A 24,807-nucleotide genomic window follows, 5' to 3' on the forward strand; every position below is an offset into this window, starting at 1 on the left:
TTCAACTTATAACTCATAATTTATAATTCATAATTCCAAAAGATGATCGCCGTAATTTTTGAAGTCATTCCGAACGAAGGGAAAAAAGAAGAATATCTGGATATTGCAGCCAGTCTAAAACCGGAGTTGAGTCATATCGACGGATTTATTTCCATAGAAAGATTCCAGAGTTTAGCTGATCCTGGGAAAATTTTATCTCTTTCTTTTTGGAGAGATGAAGAAAGTATTCAGCAATGGCGAAATCTTGAAATGCATCGCCATGCGCAGGCAAAAGGCAGAAATGAAGTTTTTAAAGATTACCATTTGCGAATTGCAACCGTAGTTCGCGATTACGGAATGTTTGAGCGCAAAGAAACTCCTGAAGACAGCAAGGAATATCATTCTTAAAACATGCAAAGGTTCAGAGGTTCAAAGGGACAAAGCTTTTGAGCAATCTAAAATCTAAAATCTCAAGTCTAAAATTTAAATTTTCCCTACTTTTGCAGTATGGAAGAAAATTTAAAACGTCTTAATAAATTTATTGGAGAAACGGGTTACTGCTCGCGTCGTGAAGCCGATAAATTGATTGAAGAAGGACGAGTGACAATAAATGGTGCTGCGGCCGAAATGGGAACTAAAGTTTCGCCAGATGATGAAGTACGTATAAACGGTAAATTGATCGTTGAAAAAAACGAAAAAATGATTTATCTAGCATTCAATAAACCTGTCGGAATTGAATGTACTACCAATCTTGAAGTCAAAAACAATATTGTTGATTATATCAATTATCCTAAACGTATTTTCCCGATCGGAAGGTTGGATAAAGCCAGTGAAGGATTGATTTTTATGACGAATGACGGAGATATTGTCAACAAAATTCTTCGCGCAAGAAACAATCACGAAAAAGAATATACCGTTACGGTAAACAAACCAATCACAGAGCGTTTTATTCAGCGAATGGGAAATGGAGTTCCGATTCTGGATACGGTTACTAAAAAGTGTAAAGTAGAACAGATTAGCAAATTCACTTTTAAAATTATTCTAACGCAGGGATTAAACCGCCAAATTAGAAGAATGTCTGAATATTTGGGTTACGAAGTTACAGCGCTTAAACGTATCCGAATTATTAATATTTCTTTGGATGTTCCTGTTGGCCGTTACAGAGAATTAACAGACGATGAAATCAAAGAACTGAACCAGCTGATTGAGCCTTCTAGTAAAACGGAAGAAGCAAGTTTTCCAAAAGTTGAAGCTCCAACTTCTGCTTCCACTCCAACTCGAAGAAAAGCATTTATTTCAAAACATGATCCTCGATTTAAAAAAAGAGGGGATAATAAATAAGCAGAAATCCCATTCGTTTGAATGGGATTTCTGCTTTAAGACTATTTCTTTTTATCCAAAAACTCATAATACAAAGCTTTAGATAAAAATTTTTCGTTCTGATAATTTGAAATTAATTTTTCTCTCATTTCTTCATTATATCCTCCACTCAAATTATTCTTTACAAAATATGCTCTTCGAGCTTCATCATTAAAATTCAAGCCGCTTAAAAAGGTTGGCTCCAGACCTTTGTTTACAGAAATATTATAATTAGTCACTAAATTTCCCCAATTTACATAACTGCACAAAAGAACCGTTCCGTAGAAATACCAAACCATTTGGTTGACTAAATAGGCATTTGTTTTTTGTTTCTTTATTTTTAAAAAAGTATAAACCAGCCCGATAAGCGAAAGAATTAGAAAAGCATAAACTCCTAAACGTTTATAGGTTAAACCAAAAGAAGAAATATATTCTGAATTTTTTACGAATGTACTTACTATTAAAATTCCGTTTAGAAAGATCCAGATTTTGGCCAGCGTTTTAAGAAGAGTGGCATTTTTATCGAAATTAAACCCTCCTTTGAAATAAAATAAGATTACACCCACAGCCATCAAAATTGAAAAAATAACTGAATTTACTCTTTCATGCGTAGCAGCACTTAACTCTGACATTTTTACGGCTGTGTCTTTCATTTCAAAAAACTGCTCATAATTATACGTTCCGATGAAAACTAAAAGCATAATATTTAAAAGAACCAAGGTGATCTCGCCACTTTTTCGTTCGAAGTCAAGATCTAAAAATGAAAAGGTATTTTGATTTTTGACTTCTGAAATATTAGTGAATTCATTATTCAATTTTGGATTGTATTGATAACAGACATCTGGAACCCAATAATTCCAAAAACTGAACGAAATATAAAAACCTAAAATGCACATTGCGATTAGCTGCGGCATATTGATATCTAATTCATAATCGGTAAACAATGAAGAGAAATGATCGCTTCCGAAAGAATAAACGATAAAAAACAATCCGAGAAAGATTATTGGAATGAGAACAAAGGCTACTAGTTTTTTAGCAAAATCATTATGGATTTTTCGCTCTGGAAGCCATTGGCTAAACATGAAAATTCTCCCTATAGAAGTAAATCCGTTTAAGATTATTAAAGGAAAAACCTGAATTGTTTTGAGTTCGCCATCTTGTGTTTTGAATTGCAAAAACAGTATTGATAATGCTAAAGCGAAGAATGAAGCTGCGTCTCCGTACCACGCAAAGGCGAAACAAGACAATATAGATGTAACTACAAGAACAAGATGCGATCGGTCGACAAACTTTTCTTGGAAGAAATAACTAATTAAAAGCGTCAGTAAAACGCCAAAAATAGAAAGATTAATTCCAACAGATTCGTTGTAAAAAAGCAGGATAAAAACTGCTGTACAAGCAAAGATAATTTGATGTTTTTTCATGATTTTAGAATTTAAAAGTACTTTGCATTTCAAAGTTTTTAGATAAAAAATTTTAGTTTTAAGATTTCATTAATTTTTCTAGATATGATAAATGCTCTTTAAAAGCAGCGCGCCCTAAATCGGTAACTTGGTAAGATGTTTTTGGCTTTTTGCCCACAAACTCTTTTTTTACTTCTATATAACCTGCTTTTTCAAGCGCTGAGGAATGACTCGCTAAATTACCATCGGTGATGTTTAAAAGCGCTTTCATCTCGGTAAAATCTACCCAGTCGTTAACCATCAGAACGGACATAATGCCCAGTCTAACACGGCTTTCAAAATCTTTATTTAGTTTATCAATAATTCCCATTGGGTTATTTGTATTTTTTGAACATCACTAATCCATATACGATATGCAGGATTCCGAATCCTAAAATCCAGAAAATTAATCCATACCCTATATAAAAGAGTGCAATACATCCTAAAATCAGTTCCGAAAAACCAAGATATTTAATGTCTGAAAATGTATATTTTTCTGCGTTTAAAACCGCCAGTCCGTAAAATATTAAGGTTGATGGCGCGACTAAACCAAAGTAGCCGTGGTGCATCATTGCCAAACAGAATATTCCACCTGTAAATAGCGGCACTGCAAGATTGAACAGCATTTTTTTTGTTGCCGAAGTCCAAATTGGCAGATTGTATTTTCGGCTTTTTCTAATGGTGAAAAAGATTCCAAATGCAAATGCAAATACTAAAATTGTGATTCCGATCCAGAATAATTCTGAAACTAAATTGGTTGTGTATAATCTATGTTCATCGTTTAGATAATCCATGCCGTTTGCTTTGAACAGCTGGTAAACATAGATTCCGCCAATTAAAGCCGAAAGACCAGCGAAAACTCCTGAAAGTCCGCTTAATGATATAAATCTTGAAGAGCGCTCCATCATGGAACGAATATGTGCTAAATCTTCTTGGTGCTTTTGATTCATAATTAAAGTACTTTGCAGTACAAAGTTATTATTTATTTTGAATTGGCAAATAAAAAAGTGAAAATATTTTTAATTCCTGCAAGGTTTCCAAAACCCTGTAGGTCTGAAAGTTTAGCAAACTATTTTTTCATGATAGTCTTTACATATACCTACAAGGTTTTGGAAACCTTGCAGGAATACTACGTCTGACCGCGTGAGGGATAGGAGCTAGCTACCGAAGTAGCGCGGATAGCCCGACCCCGATGCGTTGAGAGGGCGTATAAAGACAAAGTATGTTTGCCCTCTCGACGCATCGGGGTCACGCCCAAATAATAAAAACGAAAAAGTCCATTCATCAAGAACGGACTTTCACATTATTTTTAATTTCTATTTAAAACCATTTTCTGCGTTTGAACAGCATAACGCCACCAACAGAAAGAATAATGGAAACGAAAAGCAGAATCCAGATTCCGTATTTGCTTTCTTCGAGGCCATTTGGGACATTCATTCCGTATAAACTGGCGATTAGTGTTGGAATCATTAAAATGATGGAAATCGAGGTCATTTGCTTCATAATATTATTCATATTATTTGAAATTACAGAGGCGTACGCGTCCATCATTCCGGTCAAGATGTTGCTGTAAATATTGGCGGTATCTTGTGCCTGATTAAGCTCGATTTCTACGTCTTCTAGCAATTCTGGATCATAACTGGCTTTGTGCGCTTTTAGATTCTTGATTCTTTGGAATAAAACGTCGTTGGCTTTTAAGGAAGTGATGAAGAATACGAAACATTTTTCGATCTGAAGCAAGGCTTGCAATTCTTCATTTTTGATTGATTTCTCTAAATTATCTTCGGCCAATTTGATTTTTTGGTTGATTTGTTTTAGGTACTTCAAATACCAAACGCTTGAAGACAAAAGCAGTCTTAGAACTAAATTGAAATTGTCTTCGATTTCGATGTTTTTGCGTCTTGAATATTGCACAAAATCGGCTATGATTTCTGTTTTGTAAAAACTGATGGTGACGCAGATATCGTCTTTAAAAATAACTCCGAGCGGTGCAGTTTGAAAAGGGAGTTTGACATCGCTACTTTTTATTGGGATGCGCATGATGATAAGCGTCCAGCCGTGTTCGATTTCGATACGTGGTCTTTCGTCAATATCTTCGATGTCGTTGTAAAATGCTTCGGGAATCTGAAGTTCTTCTAATAGATATTTTTTTTCTGATTCTGTAGGCGATTCGATGTGAATCCAGCAATTTGAAATCCATTTTTGAATTTCTACCAATCCGTTGTTGTTTGTGTAAAAGGCTTTCATTTCTAGTAACTACGTGTTTATTGCAGCACCTTGAAATTTCAATTGCTGCTTTTAATTAAATACTAACGAATAATAATCGTCCATTTTGGAGAAGTGTTTTTTAAAGTGTTGCAAAAGTATCCTTTATTTTTAGAAGGAAAAAGTTTAAAGTATTAATAATATATTAAAACAGGCGTTTAAGTTTTTTAAACACATAGAAAGTATCCAGTGTTCAGCTTTTAGTGTTCAGTTTAAATAGAGATCCTAGAAAATGCAAATAATTTTAACCGCAAAGTGCGCAAAGATTTTTTTAGGGAAGCCCCGTAAAAGCAGAAAGTTCGCAAAGCTTTATTGATTTAGCTTTGCGAACTTATATTTATAAAACTTAAATTTAAAAATCTTTGCGAACTTTGCGGTTAATTAGACTTTACAATATATGTTTTTGAACCAATATTATTGATTTCTTGCGCTTCTCATTTTACGTGCTAAAAGAGTGTTTTTCAAAAGCATGGCAATGGTCATTGGCCCTACTCCACCTGGAACTGGCGTAATGAATGCTGCTTTCTTGCTTACACCGTCAAAATCAACGTCACCTTTGATCACATATCCTTTTGGGTTTGATGCGTCATCTACACGAGTGATTCCAACGTCGATAACGGTTACTCCGTCTTTTACCATATCTGCTTTTAAGAATTCCGGAACTCCTAAAGCAGTGATAATGATATCGGCATTTTTAGTAAATTCTGCTAAGTTTTTAGTACGGCTATGAGTCAAAGTTACTGTTGAATCTCCAGGATTTCCTTTACGGCTCATTAAGATACTCATCGGACGGCCTACGATATGGCTTCTTCCGATAACTACTGTGTGTTTTCCTGCAGTTTCTACTTTGTAACGCTCTAACAATTCCATAATTCCGAATGGTGTTGCCGGAATAAAGCTTTCCATTTCAAGAGCCATTCTACCAAAGTTGGTTGGGTGGAAACCATCAACGTCTTTATCTGGATCGATTGCTAATAAAATTTTCTGCTCGTCGATGTGTTTTGGCAAAGGCAACTGAACGATGTATCCATCAAGATTATCATCTTCATTTAATTCTTTAATTTTTGCCAAAAGTTCCTCTTCTGTAATTGTTTCTGGTAAAGAAACCAAAGTTGAATCAAACCCTATTTCTTGGCATGATTTTACTTTACTTCCTACATAAGTTAAACTTGCTCCATTATTTCCAACTAAAACCGCTGCTAAATGAGGTACTTTTCCTCCTGCATCTTTTATAGATTGAACTTCTACTGCAATTTCGTTTTTAATGTCGTTAGATGTTTTTTTACCGTCTAGTAACTGCATGTTGTTTTGTTTGTTGTTTGTTGTTTGCTGTCCTTTTTATTTTCAGGTTTTGTTTTAAAAACATTCCCTGTTTATTATTGAAAAAAGTTTCAAATTTCTGTCTCATAACTTGAAACCTGAAACTTGAAACTTTTATTTTTTTTATTTTGGCATTCCTGGCATTCCACCTGGCATTCCTTTCATACCGCCCATCATTTTCATCAGATTTTTTCCGCCTGGCCCCTGCATCATTTTCATCATCTTGCTCATTTGGTCAAACTGCTTCATCAGTTGGTTTACCTGCTCGACTTTAGTTCCCGAACCTTTTGCGATTCTGGCTTTTCTTTTTACGTCGATTAAGGCTGGTTTACTTCTTTCTGCTGGTGTCATCGAGTAGATAATCGCTTCGATATGTTTGAAAGCGTCATCTTCGATCTCTACATCTTTCATGGCTTTTGAAGCTCCTGGGATCATTCCGACAAGATCTTTCATATTACCCATTTTTTTCACTTGCTGAATCTGCGTTAAGAAATCATCAAAACCAAATTCGTTTTTAGCGATTTTCTTTTGAAGTTTTCTTGCTTCTTCTTCGTCAAACTGTTCTTGAGCTCTTTCAACAAGAGACACAACGTCTCCCATTCCTAAGATACGCTCTGCCATACGTTCTGGATAGAAAACATCAATTGCTTCCATTTTTTCTCCAGTACCAACAAATTTAATTGGCTTGTTTACAATCGTTTTGATAGAAAGCGCAGCTCCACCACGAGTATCACCATCTAACTTCGTTAAGATAACTCCATCAAAGTTTAAGATATCATTGAAAGCTTTTGCTGTGTTTACAGCGTCTTGTCCTGTCATAGAGTCGACAACAAACAATGTTTCTTGCGGCTCAATTGCTTTGTGTACACGTGCAATTTCGTCCATCATTTCCTGATCTACTGCTAAACGTCCTGCTGTATCGACGATTACAACATTGAATCCGTTTGCTTTAGCATGTTTGATTGCATTTTGAGCAATTTCTACAGGATTTTTATTTTCTGGTTCTGAGTAAACCTCAACACCTATTTGGTCTCCAACAACATGCAATTGATTAATCGCCGCCGGACGGTAGATATCACACGCTACAAGTAGTGGCTTTTTATTTTTCTTTGTTTTTAAGAAGTTCGCTAGTTTTCCAGAAAAAGTTGTTTTACCAGAACCTTGAAGTCCAGACATCAAGATTACTGTCGGATTTCCTGAAAGGTTTACTCCTGCAACATCTCCACCCATTAATTCGGTAAGTTCGTCTTTTACTAACTTCACCAATAATTGTCCTGGCTGAAGTGTAGTTAATACATCCTGACCAATTGCTTTTTCTTTTACTTTAGCTGTAAAATCTTTGGCAATTTTAAAGTTAACGTCGGCGTCTAATAAGGCACGACGAACTTCTTTTAAGGTATCGGCAACGTTTACTTCTGTAATTTTACCGTGTCCTTTTAATATATGGAACGCTTTATCTAACTTATCACTTAAATTATCAAACATATCATTTTCTTTATATGAAGTGCAAAGATAATCTAATTAGATATTTCAGGCAATTTTTATTTTAAGGTTCAAAGGCACAAAGTGACAGAGTTACAAAGGCTCAAGGTGCAAAGTTTTTTAGCCACGAATTACACTGATTGCTCGAATTATTTTTACGCCTATTTTTTTGCCACGAATTACACTAATTTCTCGAATTTTTTCTCCCGCAGATTAAGCTGATTTATTTTTTAATATAAAAATTGAAAATCTACAAAATAGATATTACGAGACAAATCTGCATTATCTGCCAAATCTGCGAGAAACAAAAAACTTCTCTAAAATAAAAAATCGCGCAAAGACGCAGAGACGCAAAGTTTATTTCACGCAGATTTATATTTCAAAAAATCTAAAATAAAATCTGCTAAAATCTGTAAAATCTGCGTGAAACAAAAAAACTTCGCGTCTTAGCGCCTTCGTGGCATACCCCAAAAAAAAGGCGCAAAAGAAAAAACCTTTGCGCCTTTGTAACTCTGACTAAAATTGGAAGTAAATAAACGGTTGTGATCCTGCAACGGCTGTTGCGTAGACAATCCAGTAAACAAATCCTAAGATTATTGCTTTTACTAATAATGGAGTTTTGTCAAAAACAGATTTCATTCCGTTTGTGAAAGTTTCTGGTAAGAAATGCCAAACGTAACCGAAAAGCATTAATCCGAAAACATTTTTATAACCTAATACAATTGTTTTCCAAAGTTCTGGTTCGAATGTTAACTGGCCGATATTATTAATTACTTGTAGAGCAGTTTCGAAATCTCTTGCGCGGAAAAAGATCCAGCAGAAAACTACAAAATGAAATGTGATTACGATAGAGAAAAAGCGCCAAACGAAATTCGGACTTTTATCTTTTTTAGACGGAAAGAATTCCATAAAAATTTTATGAACTGCCAAAGCTAATCCGTGAAGTGCTCCCCAAACTATAAACTGCGCTCCTGCTCCATGCCACAAACCGCCCAAAAGCATTGTCGTAAACAAGTTGAAGTTTGTTACTAATGTTTGTTTGATTTTGCTTGAAAGTAAAAATGACAAGCAGAAAATCAAAATACTGCTTCCTGCAATGATAAGCGGAATTATACTTTCATTGTAACAAGACATTCCCCAAAGCAATAATCCGAAGAAGAATAAACTCGGGAATAAATATCCTGCGAAAGAACCCGATCTGTTTCCTCCTATCGAAATGTATAAAAAGTCTTTTAACCAAGTCGAAAGTGAAATATGCCATCTTCTCCAGAAATCGGTAATCGAAGTTGATTTATACGGTGTTCTAAAGTTGGCTGGCAATTTAAATCCTAATAATAATGCAATACCAATTGCCATATCTGAATATCCGGAGAAATCGCAATAGATTTGAATCGCATATCCGTAAGAAGCCATTAAGTTTTCAAACGAAGTATAACTCAAAGGTGTATCAAAAACACGATCTACAAAGTTTACCGATATATAATTTGAAATTACGGTTTTCTTAATTAAACCTCCAATAATCAAAAATAGAGCATTGTTTACATCTTGCTTGGTCAGGTTTAATTTTTGATAAATCTGCGGAAGGAAATCTTTTGCGCGAACAATTGGCCCAGCGACTAACTGCGGAAAAAATGAAACGAAAAATAAATATTCGATGTAATTTTTGGTCGGCTTAATTTCTTCACGATAAATCTCAATAATATAACTCATCGATTGGAAAGTGTAAAATGAAATTCCAACAGGAAGGAACACATTATGCAATGCAAAATTTCCGCTGAACATATCATTGTACGTAACAATCAAAAAGTTCATGTATTTGAAATAGCCCAAAAGTGCCAAATTCAAAATCACACTAATTACCAAATACAATTTCTTAACGCCGTCTCTACTTTCCTTGTAAATAATCTGACTCAAGCCATAATCTACTACCGATGAAAGCAATAACAGCAAAAAGTAAATTCCGCTTGACTTATAATAAAAGAAAAGCGAGAAGAGAATAACATACGTTAATCTCAAATAAAATGTTTTGCGTAAAAAACCATACACAAAATAGAAAACCAGAAATAAACCTAGGAATAAACCGGTATTGAATAAAAGTTTTTCGTCGGGATCGTAAACAAACCAACTCTTAACTTGTTCTATTGTAATTGCACCAAAGTTTTGAATAAACCAATTATTAATGCTCTCTATCGTTGTCAATTTACTTCTTTAATTTAAAATTATCGTATGATCTTAAAAATGCCTGAGCAAACAAATTTCCTTGTTTCTCATATCCTTTTTTGGAATAATGAACCCAGTCTGGGCCAATTAATCCCTGTACCTTTAATTGTTTGATTCCGCTCATTCCGCCAAACTCATTGTATAAATCCCAAACAGCAAGATCATCTTTTTGGGCTATATCAATAATTTGTCTTGCATAATTATCAACATAGGTATTTGGTTTTCTTCTTAGCAAAGATGGCGGTGGCGTCATTACAATTATCGGTGCCTCTATTTTCTGCGCTCTTATCTTACTAATAAATTCTCGCAATTCACTAATATACTTTTCTGCATCTAAGTGATCGTAGCTTTCATTTGTCCCTAACGAAAAAACCAGTAAATCTGGATGCAGGGATTTCAATTGTTCAAAAAAGAGCGGATATTTATTGTAATCTGAATATTTCGCTCCGTTCACTCCAATTCCACTATAAATAACGCCTGGAGCATCTTTTTCTAAAACAATTCCGTTTAGCTCATAATCCTTTGCTTCTTTATTCGGAATCAAGAAAATTCGGCTCAAAGCATTCTCCGAATTATAATAATGCGAATAGGAATCTGACTCTATCTCCAACGGAACAAATTCAGACATTGAAACAGTTTTCGCTCTTGTTTCGTTTGTTGCTATTTTTAACGTTCTTCCCGCTCGGATATTATTCGATTTTAAGCGGTTGTCTCTTTTAATTTCAGCAATCGAAACATTGTATTTATCTGCTATTGTACCCAGAACTTCACCTTTTTTAATTTTGTGTGTTATAACCCTTCGTTCTGTAGTCTGAATAGAATTGATTTTTGACGAAACCGCCAAATCAAACATATTCTGATTCTGAGGCGTAATAATTTTTATGGTATTGAATTTATACGAAGGATCTTTTACATTCATCTCTACTACAAATCCGCCTGTATCTCTCCAAAGTCCAATTCCGCTTAACCCCACCGGACTATTTTTAGCTGGGTAAATATTTCTATAACTTTCCCAAGTTCTGTTGGATTTAAAACGCTCGTTGTACGATCCGTTTGTTCTGGCCAATTGATACGGAAATACTAAACCGCGTCCTGCATTACCAAATTTCTGCTGAAGCTTCTTTCTGATTTCATTGGTCATTAAATCACCCTGAATATGCGAATCTCCAATATGTACAATATTGATTTTTTGATTTTTTTGGTCTTCGTTTTTTTCCAGTTTCTTAAAAAAATCACTTAACGCTTTTGCATTATAAATCTGTCCGTCAGAAGGCGCATCAATTACTGCAGAATCTGTTTTTTGAATCATACTTTTTTGTATTGGATGTACGGCTGTTTTTGGAGGTTTTTCATTTGTTGTAAAAAAGAGACAACAAAAGAAAAAAATAAGTTTATTTATCATACGCTATCTTTTGTTACCGAAACGGAATCGGGTCTGGCTTTCCTTACTGGTTTTGGCTTAGTCCCTTCAGCATCTCTTTTTTGTCTGAGTGCTTTATATTCTTCGTAACCCTTATTTAATTGTCCGTAAAGCAAATTACCAATTGCTTTTGCCCCGCGCTGGTTAAAGTGCGTGTAATCCTTATTGGCTTTTGCAGGAACTTCGTCAACCCATTTAATCATAGAGCCGTCTCCTCCCATCAAAGTATATAAATTTACAAAACCAGCCTGCGTTTCAAGTGCATAGTGTTTTTGTGCTTTCATTAATGGCACTACTGCAGAATCTGTTTTCATTTCTAAATCATATTTTGTTGATTTATCAGCTGTAGAAACAATCAAAATTGAAACTCCAGGGAAAGATTCTTTGATTTTATTTACGGTCTTCGTCATTCCTTTTTCATACCAAGAATAATTTTTCGTACCATAATTTAAAACGTTTGTTCCGTAATGTAGAATTATCAGATCGTATTTTAAATTGTTATTAAAAGCTCTCATGACATCGGCATTGAACATCGAAATTGGAAGTCCAGAATTTCCTCTCTGCGAGAAATTATCGACATGAACTCCAGCTCCGTTATCAAAATTAAATCCGTAAATCGGAATAGAATCTGCTTGTACGAAATTTGCTTTAAAAGCTTTTAAACTTCCAGATGAAACTTTCAGCGTGTTTACTAGATTATTTGGAGATAGACTTTTCTTTAGAGTATCTTTTCCTATAATGAAATTTACTTTTCCAGCTTTAGACGAACGTCCATAAAATAAAGTGGCATTGTCTAAAGAAGTAGAATATTTGTTACGCCCAGCTTCATACTGTACCCAAGTTAAATTGGATTTGTCATTTGCAAAAAACACGTGTCCGTTAACTCCAAACGGGCTAGTTGGTCTTTTTACATTTAAATAAGACTGCGTTTTCCAGTTTTTAGAATAAGTTGATTTTACAGAACCTCTCGAAGCAGCAGATTCTGAAGTAATAGGAACAAAACCAACACCGTTTCCACCAAAACGTTCCTGATAATTCGTACGAACGTCTTGAACGATTAAATCTCCATCGGTCATAGAATCTCCATAATAAGCGATTCTAACTTTGCTTTGAGGATTTTTTTCTAATTGGTACAATTTCTCATAGAAAGAAATCAGGTATTGATATCCTTTATAATTTTCGAATGTTTCTGCGGGAAACTCGATTCCTTCCGTTTCGTCAAAAACAATTTTCTGCTGATTTAGTTCTCGTTCGCTTTCGGCAATACTATCCTTATCCAAAGAAAGAGAATCTTCGGCTACAGACTCCAAAAGCAAACTGTCAATTAATATATTTTTAGAATCTAACTTACTCTCCGAAAATATTTTGTCTGGAAGGATTTGCTTAAACCCAATAAAAGCAACCAGCGCTAAAGCAACGATCGCAAAAGACTGAAAAAAATAAGATTTTGTATTCACTTAATAATTATAAAAATATGAGGGACTGCATTCAAAAATTAAACCAATTAAATAATTGTTAACTTATTGCAGAAAATTTTGTGCAAAGATAGAATAACATTTTGTTTCTATTTCATTTTAACAGGAAAGTAGAACAAAAAAAAGAGGTTAGAAAATCTAACCTCTTAAATCAAAAAAAAATAAAAAAAACAAAGCTAATGATTAACTAAATTTTGAATGCAAAGCATTTATTTTAGAATGAAATAATCTTTATATTTTTTAGATTTTTCATTTATGAATTTATTTTAAGATAGCAGACTCCAGAGTAACATTTCCTCTTTCGCTTTTTTCATTTAGCATAGTAAGGAATCTTACTTTGTAATAGTTACCTGCTGCATCTTTAACTACATAAAAACGATCTGTTCTGATGCTTGGCAAAGTAGTAGGACCTCCTCCGTTTCTCCAGTTTGCACCAATTATTCTTTGATCTGTTTCAGAAACTTTAAAGTTATCTTCAACAACTTTTGCTTTTGTAAAATCAGCATAAGATCCACCAGTAGAAACTAAAACTTGATAAACTTTAGATCCTCCTCTTGAATTTGTAGTAATAAAATCAGCATATCCATAAGTTACATCTCCACTACCCATATTTAAATAATTTGTAAATACAGTGAAGTTTAAATCCCATTTTGCTTTTGCTGGTTCAACTGAAACAGTATTTCCAGAAGCTATACTAAAAAATGTAAAGTTATAAGTTGCATCTTTAGAAATTGTTTTTTCCGTAAATGTAGTAGCTCCTAATTCTGCATATTGAATTTTATAACCTGCACCATTTCTTAATATTCTAACTTTTTTCCATCCTCTAGAATCACCATCAACTTCTACTCCACCAGTACCTGCTACTTTTGTGCTTACTGCTGCTCCCATATTCACTAAGTAAACTTTATTATCTGCGTCTGTAGCTGAAATTTCTGCAATAGCTGTTCCAAGTCCTGCACCAGCTCCAGTTAAAACACCAGTTGGGTTATCTACAAAACCATTTGAAGCTGCTGTTGTTCCTGCTCCAACAGTTACATTACTATCAATTTCTTGTGGTAAAGTAATATCTGATGTTTCTAGTTTTTTAACAGCCATTTTAACTGATCCGTTTATTATAACTCTAAAATCACTTCCTGAATAGAAACCAAAATCCCAAGCAGCTCTATTTACAGATGTTGAAATACCTGAACTTAAATCAAGGTAAAGTTGATTTGGCTGATTTGGTCCACCAACACTTGCAGCTAAAGTACCGCCTGTATATGCAGTTTCATTAAAGTTAACCTGAATTGTTTTGTTTTCACCTAGTATTGCATTAATAGAATTACTGCTAATTGTGAAAACTACATTTTTAACCTGTCCTTCAACAGCTTCTTTCAATTTTTTGAAAGTAAAGCTAACAGAAGAAACTCCTTGTGCAAAAGGTACTACGATTGTTTTGGCAGCTACAGCTGGGACTGTTGAAAAATCAGTTCCTTCAACAACAGCATTTTCAGTATAACTTAAAGTCAAAGATCCCGCTGATGAAGTTGGTGCTGCAAAATTAATTACAACTGGTGTTTCAGCGGCAGTCAGATTTAGTGAAGCAGATGCAAAAGCAACAGCATTAACTTCAGCTGTGTTGTTATCATCACTTGAGCATGATGCTAATGACAACACAAAAAGTGATAAAAATAATAGTTTTTTCATTTTATTGTAGTTTATGTTTAAAGATTAAGATTATATGAAAGTTTAATAAAATAAGAGCGTCCATAAGCCAGCATTAAGTCTGATGAACCTGCATGTCCTGCACTCTGATTGGTGTTGGTTTGTGTAACATTAGTAACATTACAGATGTTTCTAGCTCCAATTGTAGCTTCCAATTGGTTTTTAAAAAATCCCTGACGAATAGAAGCGTCTAGCCAATTGCTTGGGTCTATATCCGAAAGAACATACGACGAAGACCCTTCTATAAACTGCTGTGTTTTTCCGTTATATTTATAATAGGCTGAAAAAATAGTTTTCCATTTTGGAAGTTGATAAGAAACGCTACTATTCAAATTAAACGAATACAAAAATTTGTCATCAGAACTAAAGACTTGATTTTCTATTTTTCTTGAAATTCCAACAACCGCGGCTCCAAGATTAAAATTTAGATTGCCAATGTTGAATTGATTCATTGTTGAAAAATTCCACATTTGGTATTTACTAATATTGATATATTGATATTCTGGATTTCCCGTATCTGGGTTAAATTGAATTAAAGCCATATCGATTCTGTCATTTACATTTAAAAAGCTTCCTGCAAATGTGTTTGAAATCCTCAATCCAGAACTTAAAGAAGTTGACTTTTTAAAACTTGCTTCATATGAAGTACTTGTTTCTGGAATAAGATTTTCATTTCCTGTAAAAAAGTGTCCATCGAAGATTAATTTTGAATATAACTCCTCAAAAGTTGGAGTTCTAAATGATGTACCAACTGATCCTCTTAACTCTATTCCTCTATCAAATAAATATCTTAAATTAAGAGAAGAAGCGTATTGGTCTTTAAATCTTGACTGAGCAGAAAATCTTAACCCTGGGCGGACTGAAAACCTGTCTGTTGCCATAATTTCAGAAGAAGCAAAAAAATCATAGTTTTCAAGAGTTTTTCTAACAGGAACAAATAAATTGTTTCCTTCTTGAATCAATGAATACCCTTGATTATTTACAAATTCATAACCTATTTGAAGATCATATTTTTTATTTGTAAAAAAATTGCTCAAAGTTCCTGTTGAATAAAGAACTTCCATTGACTGGTCTTTCACAGTAACATTTTCTTTCTCATTTTTGTTCTGAAAATAGTATTTGAAATTTTCTACATTACGTTCTTGTTTTTGATGCGAAAGAGAAACATTATAGTTTAATTTAGTAAAAAGTTTTCCAGAAGCATTAAGATTATGAAAATATCTATTAGTCATATATCGCATATCATCTGCATAAGTATATGATCCTAAAACAGGATTAAATCCTGATTGCACTGTCGCATTATAATAATCAACATCCTCATCTAAATATTCGAATTTGTAGAAAATTTTAAAATTACCTTTATTATAAGCAATTAATGCATTTCCATTCAATTGATCTTTTGGAAGCCATCTATATCCACGGGTCTGATCGTTTATTTCGTAGTCTTTTCCGTTTTTATCATCCAAGAAACCTTGAAAATCATTACGAGTTGCACCAATACTGGCAAACCAATTATCATTAAAAGTATGAGCTGCTCTTAGTGATTGAATATGACGACCTTCATCAAAAAGTGCATACTCATCTTTAACCGTTTCTTCTTGAATATAGGCATTTATATTCCATTTATTTTGAGAAGATTTTTTGGTAATGATATTTAAAACACCACTTACTGCATTTGCTCCATAAACCACCCCCATCGATCCCTCTACGATTTCAATTCGTTCAACATCATTTAAGTTGATCTGCGATAAATCTGTATTATTTCCTAAACCCGCTTCATTTACTAATGGAATGTTATCCACCAGAATTTTAAAATACTGTGCATCCAACCCAAACAAGGAAACTGTTGATCTTCCGCTTGTTCCACTTGGTCTAACTGTAATATTTAAATACTGATTCAACACATCGGCTAAATTATTCGCAGCTAGATTCTGAATATCCTTACTAGAAATAACACGAACATTAAAAACCGACTTTTTAATCGATTGTGGTTCGAATTGCCCGGTCACAACAACCTCAGACAATTTTTCAGCTGTTTTAATGGTATCTTTTTGCTGTCCGAAAGCATAAGTACAAAATAGAAATCCAGCAAAAAGGGTAATTTTAATTTTCATTATTTTTATTCAATCTTAATAATCGGTGCAAATATATGATTATTTTTAATTGTTCTAAATTAAATTTATATATTTGCGAAAAATTTAAAAACAAAACAATAAGTTATGATTTCAAAAAGCCTTTTTATGTCAGCCGCTTTGGCTTTAACATGTAGTCTTGGATTCAGTCAGGACAAGAAACAACAAGACATTAAGTCAATTAAATCGATGTGTGGTTGTTACGAGGTAAAGTTTAATTTCACAGAAACTTTCTCTTATCCAAAAGATACTCTTACTTACAAACCTTCTGAAACTAAACATGAATCTGCTTTAGAATGGGTAGAATTATTAGAAGATACTCCAAACAAAATTGTAATGCAGCACTTATTGATTGTAAGTGACGATATGATTATCAAACACTGGAGACAAGATTGGTTATATGAAAACACAGACTTATATTCTTTCGACAAAGGAACTTCTTGGAAATACAAAAAATTAGATAAAAAAGCCGTTAAAGGTCAATGGACTCAAAAAGTTTACCAAGTAGATGATAGTCCTCGTTACGAAGGTTCTTCTACATGGGTACATGTTGACGGAAAAGATTATTGGGAAAATGTTGCAGATGCACCGCTTCCAAGAAGAGAGCAGACAAAACGTAACGATTACAATGTTTTGAAAAGAAGAAACATTCACGAAATCACTGCTACAGGATGGAACCACGAGCAAGACAACGACAAATTGGTTCGTGACGATGCTGGAAAAGATGTATTGTTAGCTCAAGAAAAAGGATTTGACGTTTACACTAAAGTTCCAGACATTAAATGTCAGGCTGCTCAAAAATGGTGGGTTGCAAACAATGCTTTATGGAAAAATGTTCGTGATAAATGGCAAACTTTATTTGACAGACATAAAGACTTAAACTTAGAGGCTAAAGTAGATAGAAAAGCACTTTACTCTTTATTATTTGATTTAAAACCAGATACTGCAAAAGCAGAAACAGATAAAATCATTGACAAATTTGTTAAGTAATTAGAATTAGTTGTTATAAAAAAGCCGGAAGTTTTGAGACTTCCGGCTTTTTTTTTGGCATTTTAGCAACGTTTATTTTATATGTGTTAAGATTTAAACTTCTTATTCTTTTAGGCTTATTATAAAAGTTTACAATTCATTTTGAATAACCAAAGGATTTGCATCAATTTCAACTTTTGGAATCAACCATTGCCATCTTTTATCTGAAGGCGCTACAGCAACCACTCCATTTGTAATTCCTAAATCATGATTTGAATTAGTTCTATTCAATGGGGAATTAGTTCTTTTTAAATCATAAAATCTAAAACCTTCTCCCCACAATTCAATTCTTCTTTGAAGTAAAATTTCATCAACTAGAGCCTGCCCTGAATTTGTAGATAAGGTGTAAGAAGGGTTTCTTGTTTTTTCAAATTCAAAAAGCACAGTAGCTGCATCTGCATTTCCTAATCTTGCTTTTGATTCTGCTTCTATTAAATACATTTCAGCAACACGCATATATGGCACATCGCATCTGCTGTCTCCTGCACTTACGGCTAAAAATTTCTGGCTGGTATAAGGAAACTTAGCAAAGTTTGAAGGCAATCCCAACGCTGTATGCTTTCCTGTTTTGTCAAATATTGTAGAACGAACATCAGTAGAAGGAATCAAATCATACAATTTGCTATTGATTGCCTTTGGACAAGAGCGAATAACAGTTGAACTGAAATTTCTAGACATATAAGCACCAAAATTTGCAAAATATGCTGTTTGAACTTCATTAATATGACTTCCCCACATCCATTCTCTATTATTATAATCATTAAAACCTAGACCATATTCTGCCACTGGCATTAGAGTCTTTCCTGTTCTGGCTTTATTGGCATAATCAGCCGCAATTGACCAATTTCCTTGAGTCAAAGCTACTCTAGCTTTTAAACCTTGTGCTACTGCCAAATCCAAATGCGAATTATTTGGTTTTGTATAACCCGCTAATAAAACATTTGCTTCGTCCAAATCTTTGTTAATTTGAGCATATACTTCTTCAACAGTTGAACGCGGAAATTTATCATTCCCAACAGTTAAGATAATTGGCACACCAAGTTGAGAATTTACACTACCACTTTCATATCTTTTACCAAACAACTGCACCAATTGATAATGGCAAAACGCTCTGTAAAGTAAAGCTTGTCCTTTTACAATCTTCTTATCAGCATTAGATCCAATTGCTGAATCAGTCGCATTTATTATTGTATTGGCATTTCTAATGATTCTATAATAGGTTCTATAAGCAAAACGAATTTCTGTAGAATTCTCATTGTTCATTGCGCTCCAATTATACATTGTCAAAAACCATCCATTTGTAATTGGGAAGACAACATCATCACCAGCAATATCAGTTTGTTCCATAAGACCTCCCAAGCCTCCCTGACTCTGATCTTCATAACTAATATATAAAGATCGATGAATCCCATTCAAAAGAGTCATTAAATCAGTAGTTGTATTTGTTGCTCCCTCATAGTCCACAAATTCGGTTGGCTTTTTATCTAAAAAATCGTCAGAACAAGAGCCTAAAAAAGTTAAGACTATAAATGCGAATAGTAATTTTATATAATTTGATTTCATAATATTAAAAATTTAAATTCAGTCCTAATGAAATTACTCTCGATGGTATATATCTATTTTGAGTCGTTCCATTGAAAGTTTGAGTTGGATCCATTCCTTGACGTTTTGTAAACAGCATTAAATTTTCACCGTTGATATATATTGAAGCATTATCAATTTCGAATTTTGATATAAACTCCGAAGGCATTTTATAAGATAAATTAACTTGTCTTAACGATAAATAATCAGAACCTATTAACCATCTGTCAGAAGCCGCGCTTGATGGAGTATTTCTATTAACATCCAATCGAGGAACATCAGTTATATCGCCAGGATTTTGCCATCTTCTAAAGATATCCGTACTTAAAGCAGATCCATAATTATTTCCCGTATGCATTAAAACTGAATAATTAGTATCGTACATTTTACCTCCTATTTGATACGCGCATACAACATCCAATTGAAGTCCTTTATATTTAAATGTATTTCCAAAACTTCCAAATAAATCTGGAATAGCTGAACCTGCATAATGGTACAGTGCTTTATTTTGATCTGTAGTAACATTTACACCATTTACAACTCTCATTGAAGCATCGCTTGTATTTACAAATTTTGGATCCGCTACAAATAGCGCATATCCGTCTGAAGGATCTACACCATACCAGTCTCTTAACCAATAATCATATATTGAATGACCTACTGAGAGTTTTTTAGTCCCATCAATAATTTCTCCTTGAGGAAGTTTTGTAATTTTATTATTAATTGTTGACGCATTAATATTCAGGCTCCAGGAAAAATCATTTGTTTTAACGATGACACCATCTAATGAAATTTCAAATCCTTTATTGACCATAGAACCAATATTTTCCACTCTATTATCTAAACCAGAAGACAATGGATTAGGCACAGAAAAAATCAACCCGTCAGTATTTCTATTATAATACTCGACACTCCCTTTTAATCTGTTTTTGAATAAACCAAACCCTATTGCAATATCCTTTTGAGTATTTACCTCCCATTTTAAATCGGTTGCAGCCGCAGCATAAGTTATAATACCGCCCTCACTTCCATTATCATTACCTAAACTATAAGTAGGCTGGCTGACATAATAATTTAAGCCATTAATTTTTGAACCAGCATCATTCGTATTGCCAATTATATGAGAGTCATTTCCAACTTGCCCAATTGAGGCTCTTAGTTTTAAATCACTAATCCAAGAATAATCTTTTAAAAAATTTTCTTTAGAAATTACCCACGCTCCACCTAAAGACCAGAAATTACCCCAACGATTATCTTTAGCAAATTTTGAAGATCCATCTCTTCTTAATGATGCTGAAAAAATATACTTACTCATATAATCATAACCTGCTCTTGAAAAGTATGATTCTGTTGCATAATTTCTTGTAAAAGAAGTTAAACCAGTAGTTGTTGCATAATTGACAAACTCTATGATATCTGGAGCCACTTGACCTGTTTTACTACTGCTGGTCCAGTTTGTTTCATAATCGAAACTTTCATGTCCCAATAATATATTGAATGAATGTTCTCCAATTTTCTTCGAATAATTCAATAATTGATTATATGTAATTCCTGTTAGGATTTTATCTTCTTTTGCCATCAAGCCAGTTGGTGCTCCGTCTCCAATTTCAGTATTATAAGAATAGGTTCTATTTCTATATGTTTTGTCGATAGATGCATTTGTTGTAAATTTTAAATCCTTAGTAAATGAAATTTCAAAAAAAGTTCTAGCCGAAAGAGCTAATCCTTTTACGACATCGGTATCATTTAAAGTTTCGTAAACAACATTACGTCCGTTTGAAGCTCCTGATCCACGAACAGTAGAATAAACGCGATTACCATTAACATCTAAAACATAATCGCCATTTGATGCATGATCGAAAACAGGATAAATTGGCCCCATTGTTCTTATTGTTCTAAATGGATTCTTAAATGAGCTTGTATTTTCGACTCCATCAGTTCCTAATTTTGAATTGGTTAAAGTTCCCGATATGTTTACGCCTGTTTTAAACCATTCTTTTAAACTTGTATTTAGGTTTAATCTTCCCGTTGTTCTTTCGAAGCCAGATTTTTGTATATATCCTTCTTCATCCAAATAGCCTAATGATGCAAAATAGTTGGATCTTTCAGATTTTCCTTGATAAGAAAAATCTACATTTTTACGAACTCCCGCTCTTTCCAATTGTTTAGCCCAATCAAGATCTTGAGGATACAACAACTTTGCATCAGGATTTAATTTTCCGTCTGTTCCAACTATACTCCCGCTTGGAACATTAAATGGGTTTGTAACTAAAACGACTGGAACTCTAGAAGATGCATAAGCATTTGCTGCATCAATTTCTGTTTGATTACCCATCGGACGACTATTTCTAATAGCTTCCCATTCTAATGGATAATAATCTAGGGCATTTACTCTTTTATAATCTTTAATAGATCGGGAGGTCATTCCTGTACTTAAATTAAGTGAGAATTTATCCTTTTGTGATTTCCCTGATTTTGTAGTAATAATAATTACTCCATTTGCTGCTTTTGAGCCATATAAAGATGTAGAAGAAGCATCTTTTAAAACGCTTAAACTTTCAATATCGCTTGAATTTAAATTACTGATGTCGCCAGCATAAGGAACACCATCTACAATGTATAAAGGAGTATTTGATCCATTAATCGAGCTAAAACCTCTAATTCTAATTTCGGGAGCAGCACCTGGTTGTCCCGCAGAACTTTGAATTTGAACTCCTGATGTTGAACCTTCCAAAACAGACAATGCATTTGTCAAAGGTCTATTTTCGAGTTGTTCGGATTTTATTTGAGTAGCTGATCCGACATAAGAAGTCTTTTTTGCCGTCCCATATGCGACAACCACAACCTCATCTAATTCTTTTCCGTCTTCTTGCATTTTAGCATTTAGAACAGAACCAGAACCGACAGTTAAACTAACATCTTTGAATCCCATGTAAGAAAAGGTTAAAACATCACCAGTTTTTGCTGTTATGATATATTTACCATCCAAATCCGATTGAACTCCATTTTTGGTGCCTTTAATCATTACGTTTACACCCGGAATTGGTCCGTTTGCATCTGAAACCACTCCCGTAACTTTTTTCTCCTGAGCAATGCTAGACTGCAAAATCAGAATAAAAAAAAGCATCATAAATCCTTTTAATTTTTGTTTCATTATTTTTTGTTTTTTAATTACGGGGCGAACTTAAAAAATTAAAATAATTTTAACAAGTGTTAAATTACTTTTAACTAAATAAAATATACAATTAATATTACAAATAAAATTTAGAAGACTTAAAAGAGAAGCCACTACGTTTAAAAACGAAACAAGTAAAGGTGAGGCTTAAGAATAAAAACCATCTATAATAGACGGTTTTTCTTTTATTCTGTATCATTTTTCAACTAAGAGATTACTAATTCAAAATAGTTAAAAATGAACAGTAGAACTGACTTAAAAAATCTATCACCTATTATCGTAATTCTTACAAAAGCCGGTGCAAAATTACTTTCAAATTATAGTGTAAAAAGGGTCTACGAGCCAAAAAAACAATAAAAAAAGCCAATAGTCATTAAACTATTGGCTTTACTTTCTCTGGTATTTTAAACTCTTACATTCTCTCAGGAACTTCAATTCCTAACAATTGCAATGCAGATTTAATTACTTCGGCAACTTTTTGAGAAAGCTGCACTCTGAATATTTTTTTAGTTAAATCAACTTCACCTAAAATGTGTACTGACTGATAAAAAGAGTTGTATTCTTTTACTAAATCATAAGTATAATTTGCAATTAATGCCGGACTATGATTTTGAGCTGCATTTTGAATTATTTCTGGGAAAAGCTCGGTTTGTTTTAGCAATTCTTTTTCTTTTTCGTGCAATTCATCAATTTCAATTTTAGTATCAAAATCAAAATCTGCTTTACGAATTATCGATCGAATTCTAGCGTATGTATACTGAATAAATGGTCCTGTATTTCCTGCAAAATCTACAGATTCTTCTGGATTGAACAAAATACGTTTTTTAGGATCAACTTTTAAAATGTAATATTTCAAAGCCCCTAAACCAATTGTTTTGTACAGTTTTGCTTTTTCTTCATCAGAATAGCTATCCAATTTCCCTAAATCTTCTGAAATTTGTCTTGCTGTATCCGTCATGTCTTGCATCAAATCGTCAGCATCTACAACTGTTCCCTCACGGCTTTTCATTTTTCCAGACGGAAGATCAACCATTCCGTAAGACAAATGATATAGACTTGAAGCCCAGTCAAAACCTAGCTTTTTCAAGATTAAGAATAATACTTTAAAGTGATAATCTTGTTCATTTCCAACCGTGTAAACCATTCCTCCAACATCTGGCATGTCTTTTACACGCTGAATTGCTGTTCCGATATCTTGTGTCATATAAACTGCAGTACCGTCAGAACGCAAAACAATTTTACGGTCTAAACCTTCGTCAGTCAAATCAATCCAAACAGAACCGTCTGGATCTTTTTCAAAAACACCTTTATCCAAACCTACTTGCACAACATCTTTACCTAATAAATAAGTGTTGCTTTCGTAGTAATATTTATCAAAATTAACTCCAAGATTAGTATAAGTTGTAGCAAAACCTTCATAAACCCATTCGTTCATTTTTTTCCAAAGTGCAATTACTTTTTCGTCGCCAGCTTCCCATTTCTTAAGCATGTCTTGTGCTTCGATAATGATTGGCGCTTGTTTTTTTGCTTCTTCTTCTGTTTTACCCGTTTCGATTAAACCATTAATTTCACTCTTGTAAGCTTTATCAAACTCTACATAATATTTACCAACCAGTTTATCTCCTTTTAAACCAGAAGTTTCAGGGGTTTCTCCGTGTCCGAATTTCTCCCAAGCCAGCATCGATTTACAGATATGGATTCCTCTATCGTTGATAATTTGAGTTTTGTATACTTTTTTACCCGAAGCTTTTAAAATCTCTGCAACAGAATATCCTAACAAATTGTTACGAACATGCCCTAAGTGCAAAGGTTTATTGGTGTTTGGAGAAGAATATTCTACCATTACCGCTTTTTCAGCAGGATTTGGCTCAACAAATCCGAATGGTATTTGGTCTTTTATTCCGTTAAAGAAATTTACATAGTAGCTATCTGAAATTACAATATTCAAGAAACCAGAAACTACATTAAAGCGAGCCACTTCAGAAACATTTTCAACGAGATAGTTTCCAATTTTATTTCCCAGTTCGGCCGGATTACTTTTAATCACTTTCAATAAAGGAAAAATTACCATTGTAATATCGCCTTCAAACTCTTTTCTAGTAGTTTGAAACTCGATTTTATCAACAGTAACATCAAATAATGCTTGTATTGCTTTTTGTATAGAAGGTGTAAGAATTTGTTGTAATGACATGTAAACTTATTTTAAAGTGAGCAAAGATACTGC

Annotated in this window: 17 protein-coding genes; 3 read left to right on the forward strand and 14 right to left on the reverse strand. The window is 33.6% G+C overall.

The features are described 5' to 3' along the window. The first annotated feature begins 42 nt into the window (after positions 1-42). Positions 43-387 carry an antibiotic biosynthesis monooxygenase gene (locus tag Q9Q97_RS17045; RefSeq protein WP_306159276.1) on the forward strand — a complete coding sequence of 115 codons (345 nt, stop codon included), beginning with the start codon at positions 43-45 and terminating at the stop codon, positions 385-387. A gap of 99 nt (positions 388-486) precedes the next feature. Beyond that, the gene (gene rluF / locus Q9Q97_RS17050) at positions 487-1,320 is read left to right on the forward strand and encodes a 23S rRNA pseudouridine(2604) synthase RluF (protein WP_306159278.1); all 834 of its coding nucleotides are present in this window, start codon (positions 487-489) and stop codon (positions 1,318-1,320) included. A 41-nt stretch (positions 1,321-1,361) separates the two neighbouring features. Here the strand turns inward: rluF and Q9Q97_RS17055 are convergent, their stop codons facing one another. The 11 genes from Q9Q97_RS17055 to Q9Q97_RS17105 form a co-directional block, all read right to left on the reverse strand. Next, entirely contained in the window at positions 1,362-2,762 is a 1,401-nt protein-coding gene (locus Q9Q97_RS17055; protein WP_306159280.1) for a DUF4173 domain-containing protein, read from the reverse strand. 58 nt (positions 2,763-2,820) lie between these two features. Next, complete coding sequence (locus Q9Q97_RS17060) at positions 2,821-3,111, reverse strand: transcriptional regulator (protein ID WP_198858408.1); 291 nt, start codon at positions 3,109-3,111, stop codon at positions 2,821-2,823. Positions 3,112-3,115: 4 nt separating this feature from the next. Further along, positions 3,116-3,730, reverse strand: a complete 615-nt coding sequence (locus Q9Q97_RS17065; protein WP_306159282.1) for a hypothetical protein — start codon at positions 3,728-3,730, stop codon at positions 3,116-3,118. Between the two features lie 370 nt (positions 3,731-4,100). After that, a complete protein-coding gene (locus Q9Q97_RS17070; protein WP_306159284.1) occupies positions 4,101-5,027 on the reverse strand; it encodes a magnesium transporter CorA family protein in 927 nt (308 codons plus the stop codon). Positions 5,028-5,459: 432 nt separating this feature from the next. Further along, complete coding sequence (locus Q9Q97_RS17075; RefSeq protein ID WP_306159286.1) at positions 5,460-6,347, reverse strand: bifunctional 5,10-methylenetetrahydrofolate dehydrogenase/5,10-methenyltetrahydrofolate cyclohydrolase; 888 nt, start codon at positions 6,345-6,347, stop codon at positions 5,460-5,462. Between the two features lie 141 nt (positions 6,348-6,488). Continuing rightward, positions 6,489-7,850 (reverse strand): signal recognition particle protein, encoded by a 1,362-nt coding sequence (gene ffh / locus Q9Q97_RS17080; protein ID WP_306159288.1) that lies wholly within the window; start codon positions 7,848-7,850, stop codon positions 6,489-6,491. A gap of 513 nt (positions 7,851-8,363) precedes the next feature. After that, positions 8,364-10,046, reverse strand: coding sequence for an MBOAT family protein (locus tag Q9Q97_RS17085; protein WP_306159290.1), 1,683 nt, complete (start codon positions 10,044-10,046; stop codon positions 8,364-8,366). 1 nt (position 10,047) lies between these two features. Then, entirely contained in the window at positions 10,048-11,376 is a 1,329-nt protein-coding gene (locus Q9Q97_RS17090) for a GDSL-type esterase/lipase family protein (RefSeq protein ID WP_306159292.1), read from the reverse strand. An 89-nt stretch (positions 11,377-11,465) separates the two neighbouring features. Next, entirely contained in the window at positions 11,466-12,944 is a 1,479-nt protein-coding gene (locus tag Q9Q97_RS17095; RefSeq protein ID WP_306159294.1) for an SGNH/GDSL hydrolase family protein, read from the reverse strand. 279 nt (positions 12,945-13,223) lie between these two features. Next, on the reverse strand, positions 13,224-14,648 hold the full coding sequence (locus tag Q9Q97_RS17100) for an HmuY family protein (RefSeq protein WP_306159296.1): 1,425 nt from the start codon (positions 14,646-14,648) through the stop codon (positions 13,224-13,226). Between the two features lie 17 nt (positions 14,649-14,665). Further along, the gene (locus tag Q9Q97_RS17105; protein WP_306159298.1) at positions 14,666-16,780 is read right to left on the reverse strand and encodes a TonB-dependent siderophore receptor; all 2,115 of its coding nucleotides are present in this window, start codon (positions 16,778-16,780) and stop codon (positions 14,666-14,668) included. Positions 16,781-16,885: 105 nt separating this feature from the next. Between Q9Q97_RS17105 and Q9Q97_RS17110 the strand changes: the two genes are divergently transcribed. Continuing rightward, the gene (locus tag Q9Q97_RS17110; RefSeq protein ID WP_306159300.1) at positions 16,886-17,788 is read left to right on the forward strand and encodes a DUF6607 family protein; all 903 of its coding nucleotides are present in this window, start codon (positions 16,886-16,888) and stop codon (positions 17,786-17,788) included. A 129-nt stretch (positions 17,789-17,917) separates the two neighbouring features. Here the strand turns inward: Q9Q97_RS17110 and Q9Q97_RS17115 are convergent, their stop codons facing one another. From Q9Q97_RS17115 to argS, 3 genes are all read right to left on the reverse strand, one after another. Continuing rightward, complete coding sequence (locus Q9Q97_RS17115) at positions 17,918-19,390, reverse strand: RagB/SusD family nutrient uptake outer membrane protein (RefSeq protein ID WP_306159302.1); 1,473 nt, start codon at positions 19,388-19,390, stop codon at positions 17,918-17,920. Between the two features lie 4 nt (positions 19,391-19,394). Beyond that, a complete protein-coding gene (locus Q9Q97_RS17120) occupies positions 19,395-22,562 on the reverse strand; it encodes a TonB-dependent receptor (protein ID WP_306159304.1) in 3,168 nt (1,055 codons plus the stop codon). 433 nt (positions 22,563-22,995) lie between these two features. Further along, entirely contained in the window at positions 22,996-24,774 is a 1,779-nt protein-coding gene (gene argS / locus Q9Q97_RS17125; RefSeq protein ID WP_306159306.1) for an arginine--tRNA ligase, read from the reverse strand. Between the last annotated feature and the right edge of the window lie 33 nt (positions 24,775-24,807).

Source organism: Flavobacterium sp. DG2-3 (assembly GCF_030730925.1).
In the GTDB taxonomy this organism is placed as follows: domain Bacteria; phylum Bacteroidota; class Bacteroidia; order Flavobacteriales; family Flavobacteriaceae; genus Flavobacterium.

Bases quoted from the DNA above. Each gene is read 5' to 3' on its own strand.
- Q9Q97_RS17060 (WP_198858408.1), bottom strand. From the start codon at position 3,111: ATGGGAATTATTGATAAACTAAATAAAGATTTTGAAAGCCGTGTTAGA.
- ffh (WP_306159288.1), bottom strand. From the start codon at position 7,850: ATGTTTGATAATTTAAGTGATAAGTTAGATAAAGCGTTCCATATATTA.
- Q9Q97_RS17120 (WP_306159304.1), bottom strand. From the start codon at position 22,562: ATGAAACAAAAATTAAAAGGATTTATGATGCTTTTTTTTATTCTGATT.
- Q9Q97_RS17100 (WP_306159296.1), bottom strand. From the start codon at position 14,648: ATGAAAAAACTATTATTTTTATCACTTTTTGTGTTGTCATTAGCATCA.
- Q9Q97_RS17065 (WP_306159282.1), bottom strand. From the start codon at position 3,730: ATGAATCAAAAGCACCAAGAAGATTTAGCACATATTCGTTCCATGATG.
- Q9Q97_RS17075 (WP_306159286.1), bottom strand. From the start codon at position 6,347: ATGCAGTTACTAGACGGTAAAAAAACATCTAACGACATTAAAAACGAA.
- Q9Q97_RS17045 (WP_306159276.1), top strand. From the start codon at position 43: ATGATCGCCGTAATTTTTGAAGTCATTCCGAACGAAGGGAAAAAAGAA.
- Q9Q97_RS17115 (WP_306159302.1), bottom strand. From the start codon at position 19,390: ATGAAATCAAATTATATAAAATTACTATTCGCATTTATAGTCTTAACT.
- Q9Q97_RS17070 (WP_306159284.1), bottom strand. From the start codon at position 5,027: ATGAAAGCCTTTTACACAAACAACAACGGATTGGTAGAAATTCAAAAA.
- Q9Q97_RS17090 (WP_306159292.1), bottom strand. From the start codon at position 11,376: ATGATTCAAAAAACAGATTCTGCAGTAATTGATGCGCCTTCTGACGGA.
- Q9Q97_RS17110 (WP_306159300.1), top strand. From the start codon at position 16,886: ATGATTTCAAAAAGCCTTTTTATGTCAGCCGCTTTGGCTTTAACATGT.
- argS (WP_306159306.1), bottom strand. From the start codon at position 24,774: ATGTCATTACAACAAATTCTTACACCTTCTATACAAAAAGCAATACAA.
- Q9Q97_RS17055 (WP_306159280.1), bottom strand. From the start codon at position 2,762: ATGAAAAAACATCAAATTATCTTTGCTTGTACAGCAGTTTTTATCCTG.
- rluF (WP_306159278.1), top strand. From the start codon at position 487: ATGGAAGAAAATTTAAAACGTCTTAATAAATTTATTGGAGAAACGGGT.
- Q9Q97_RS17105 (WP_306159298.1), bottom strand. From the start codon at position 16,780: ATGAAAATTAAAATTACCCTTTTTGCTGGATTTCTATTTTGTACTTAT.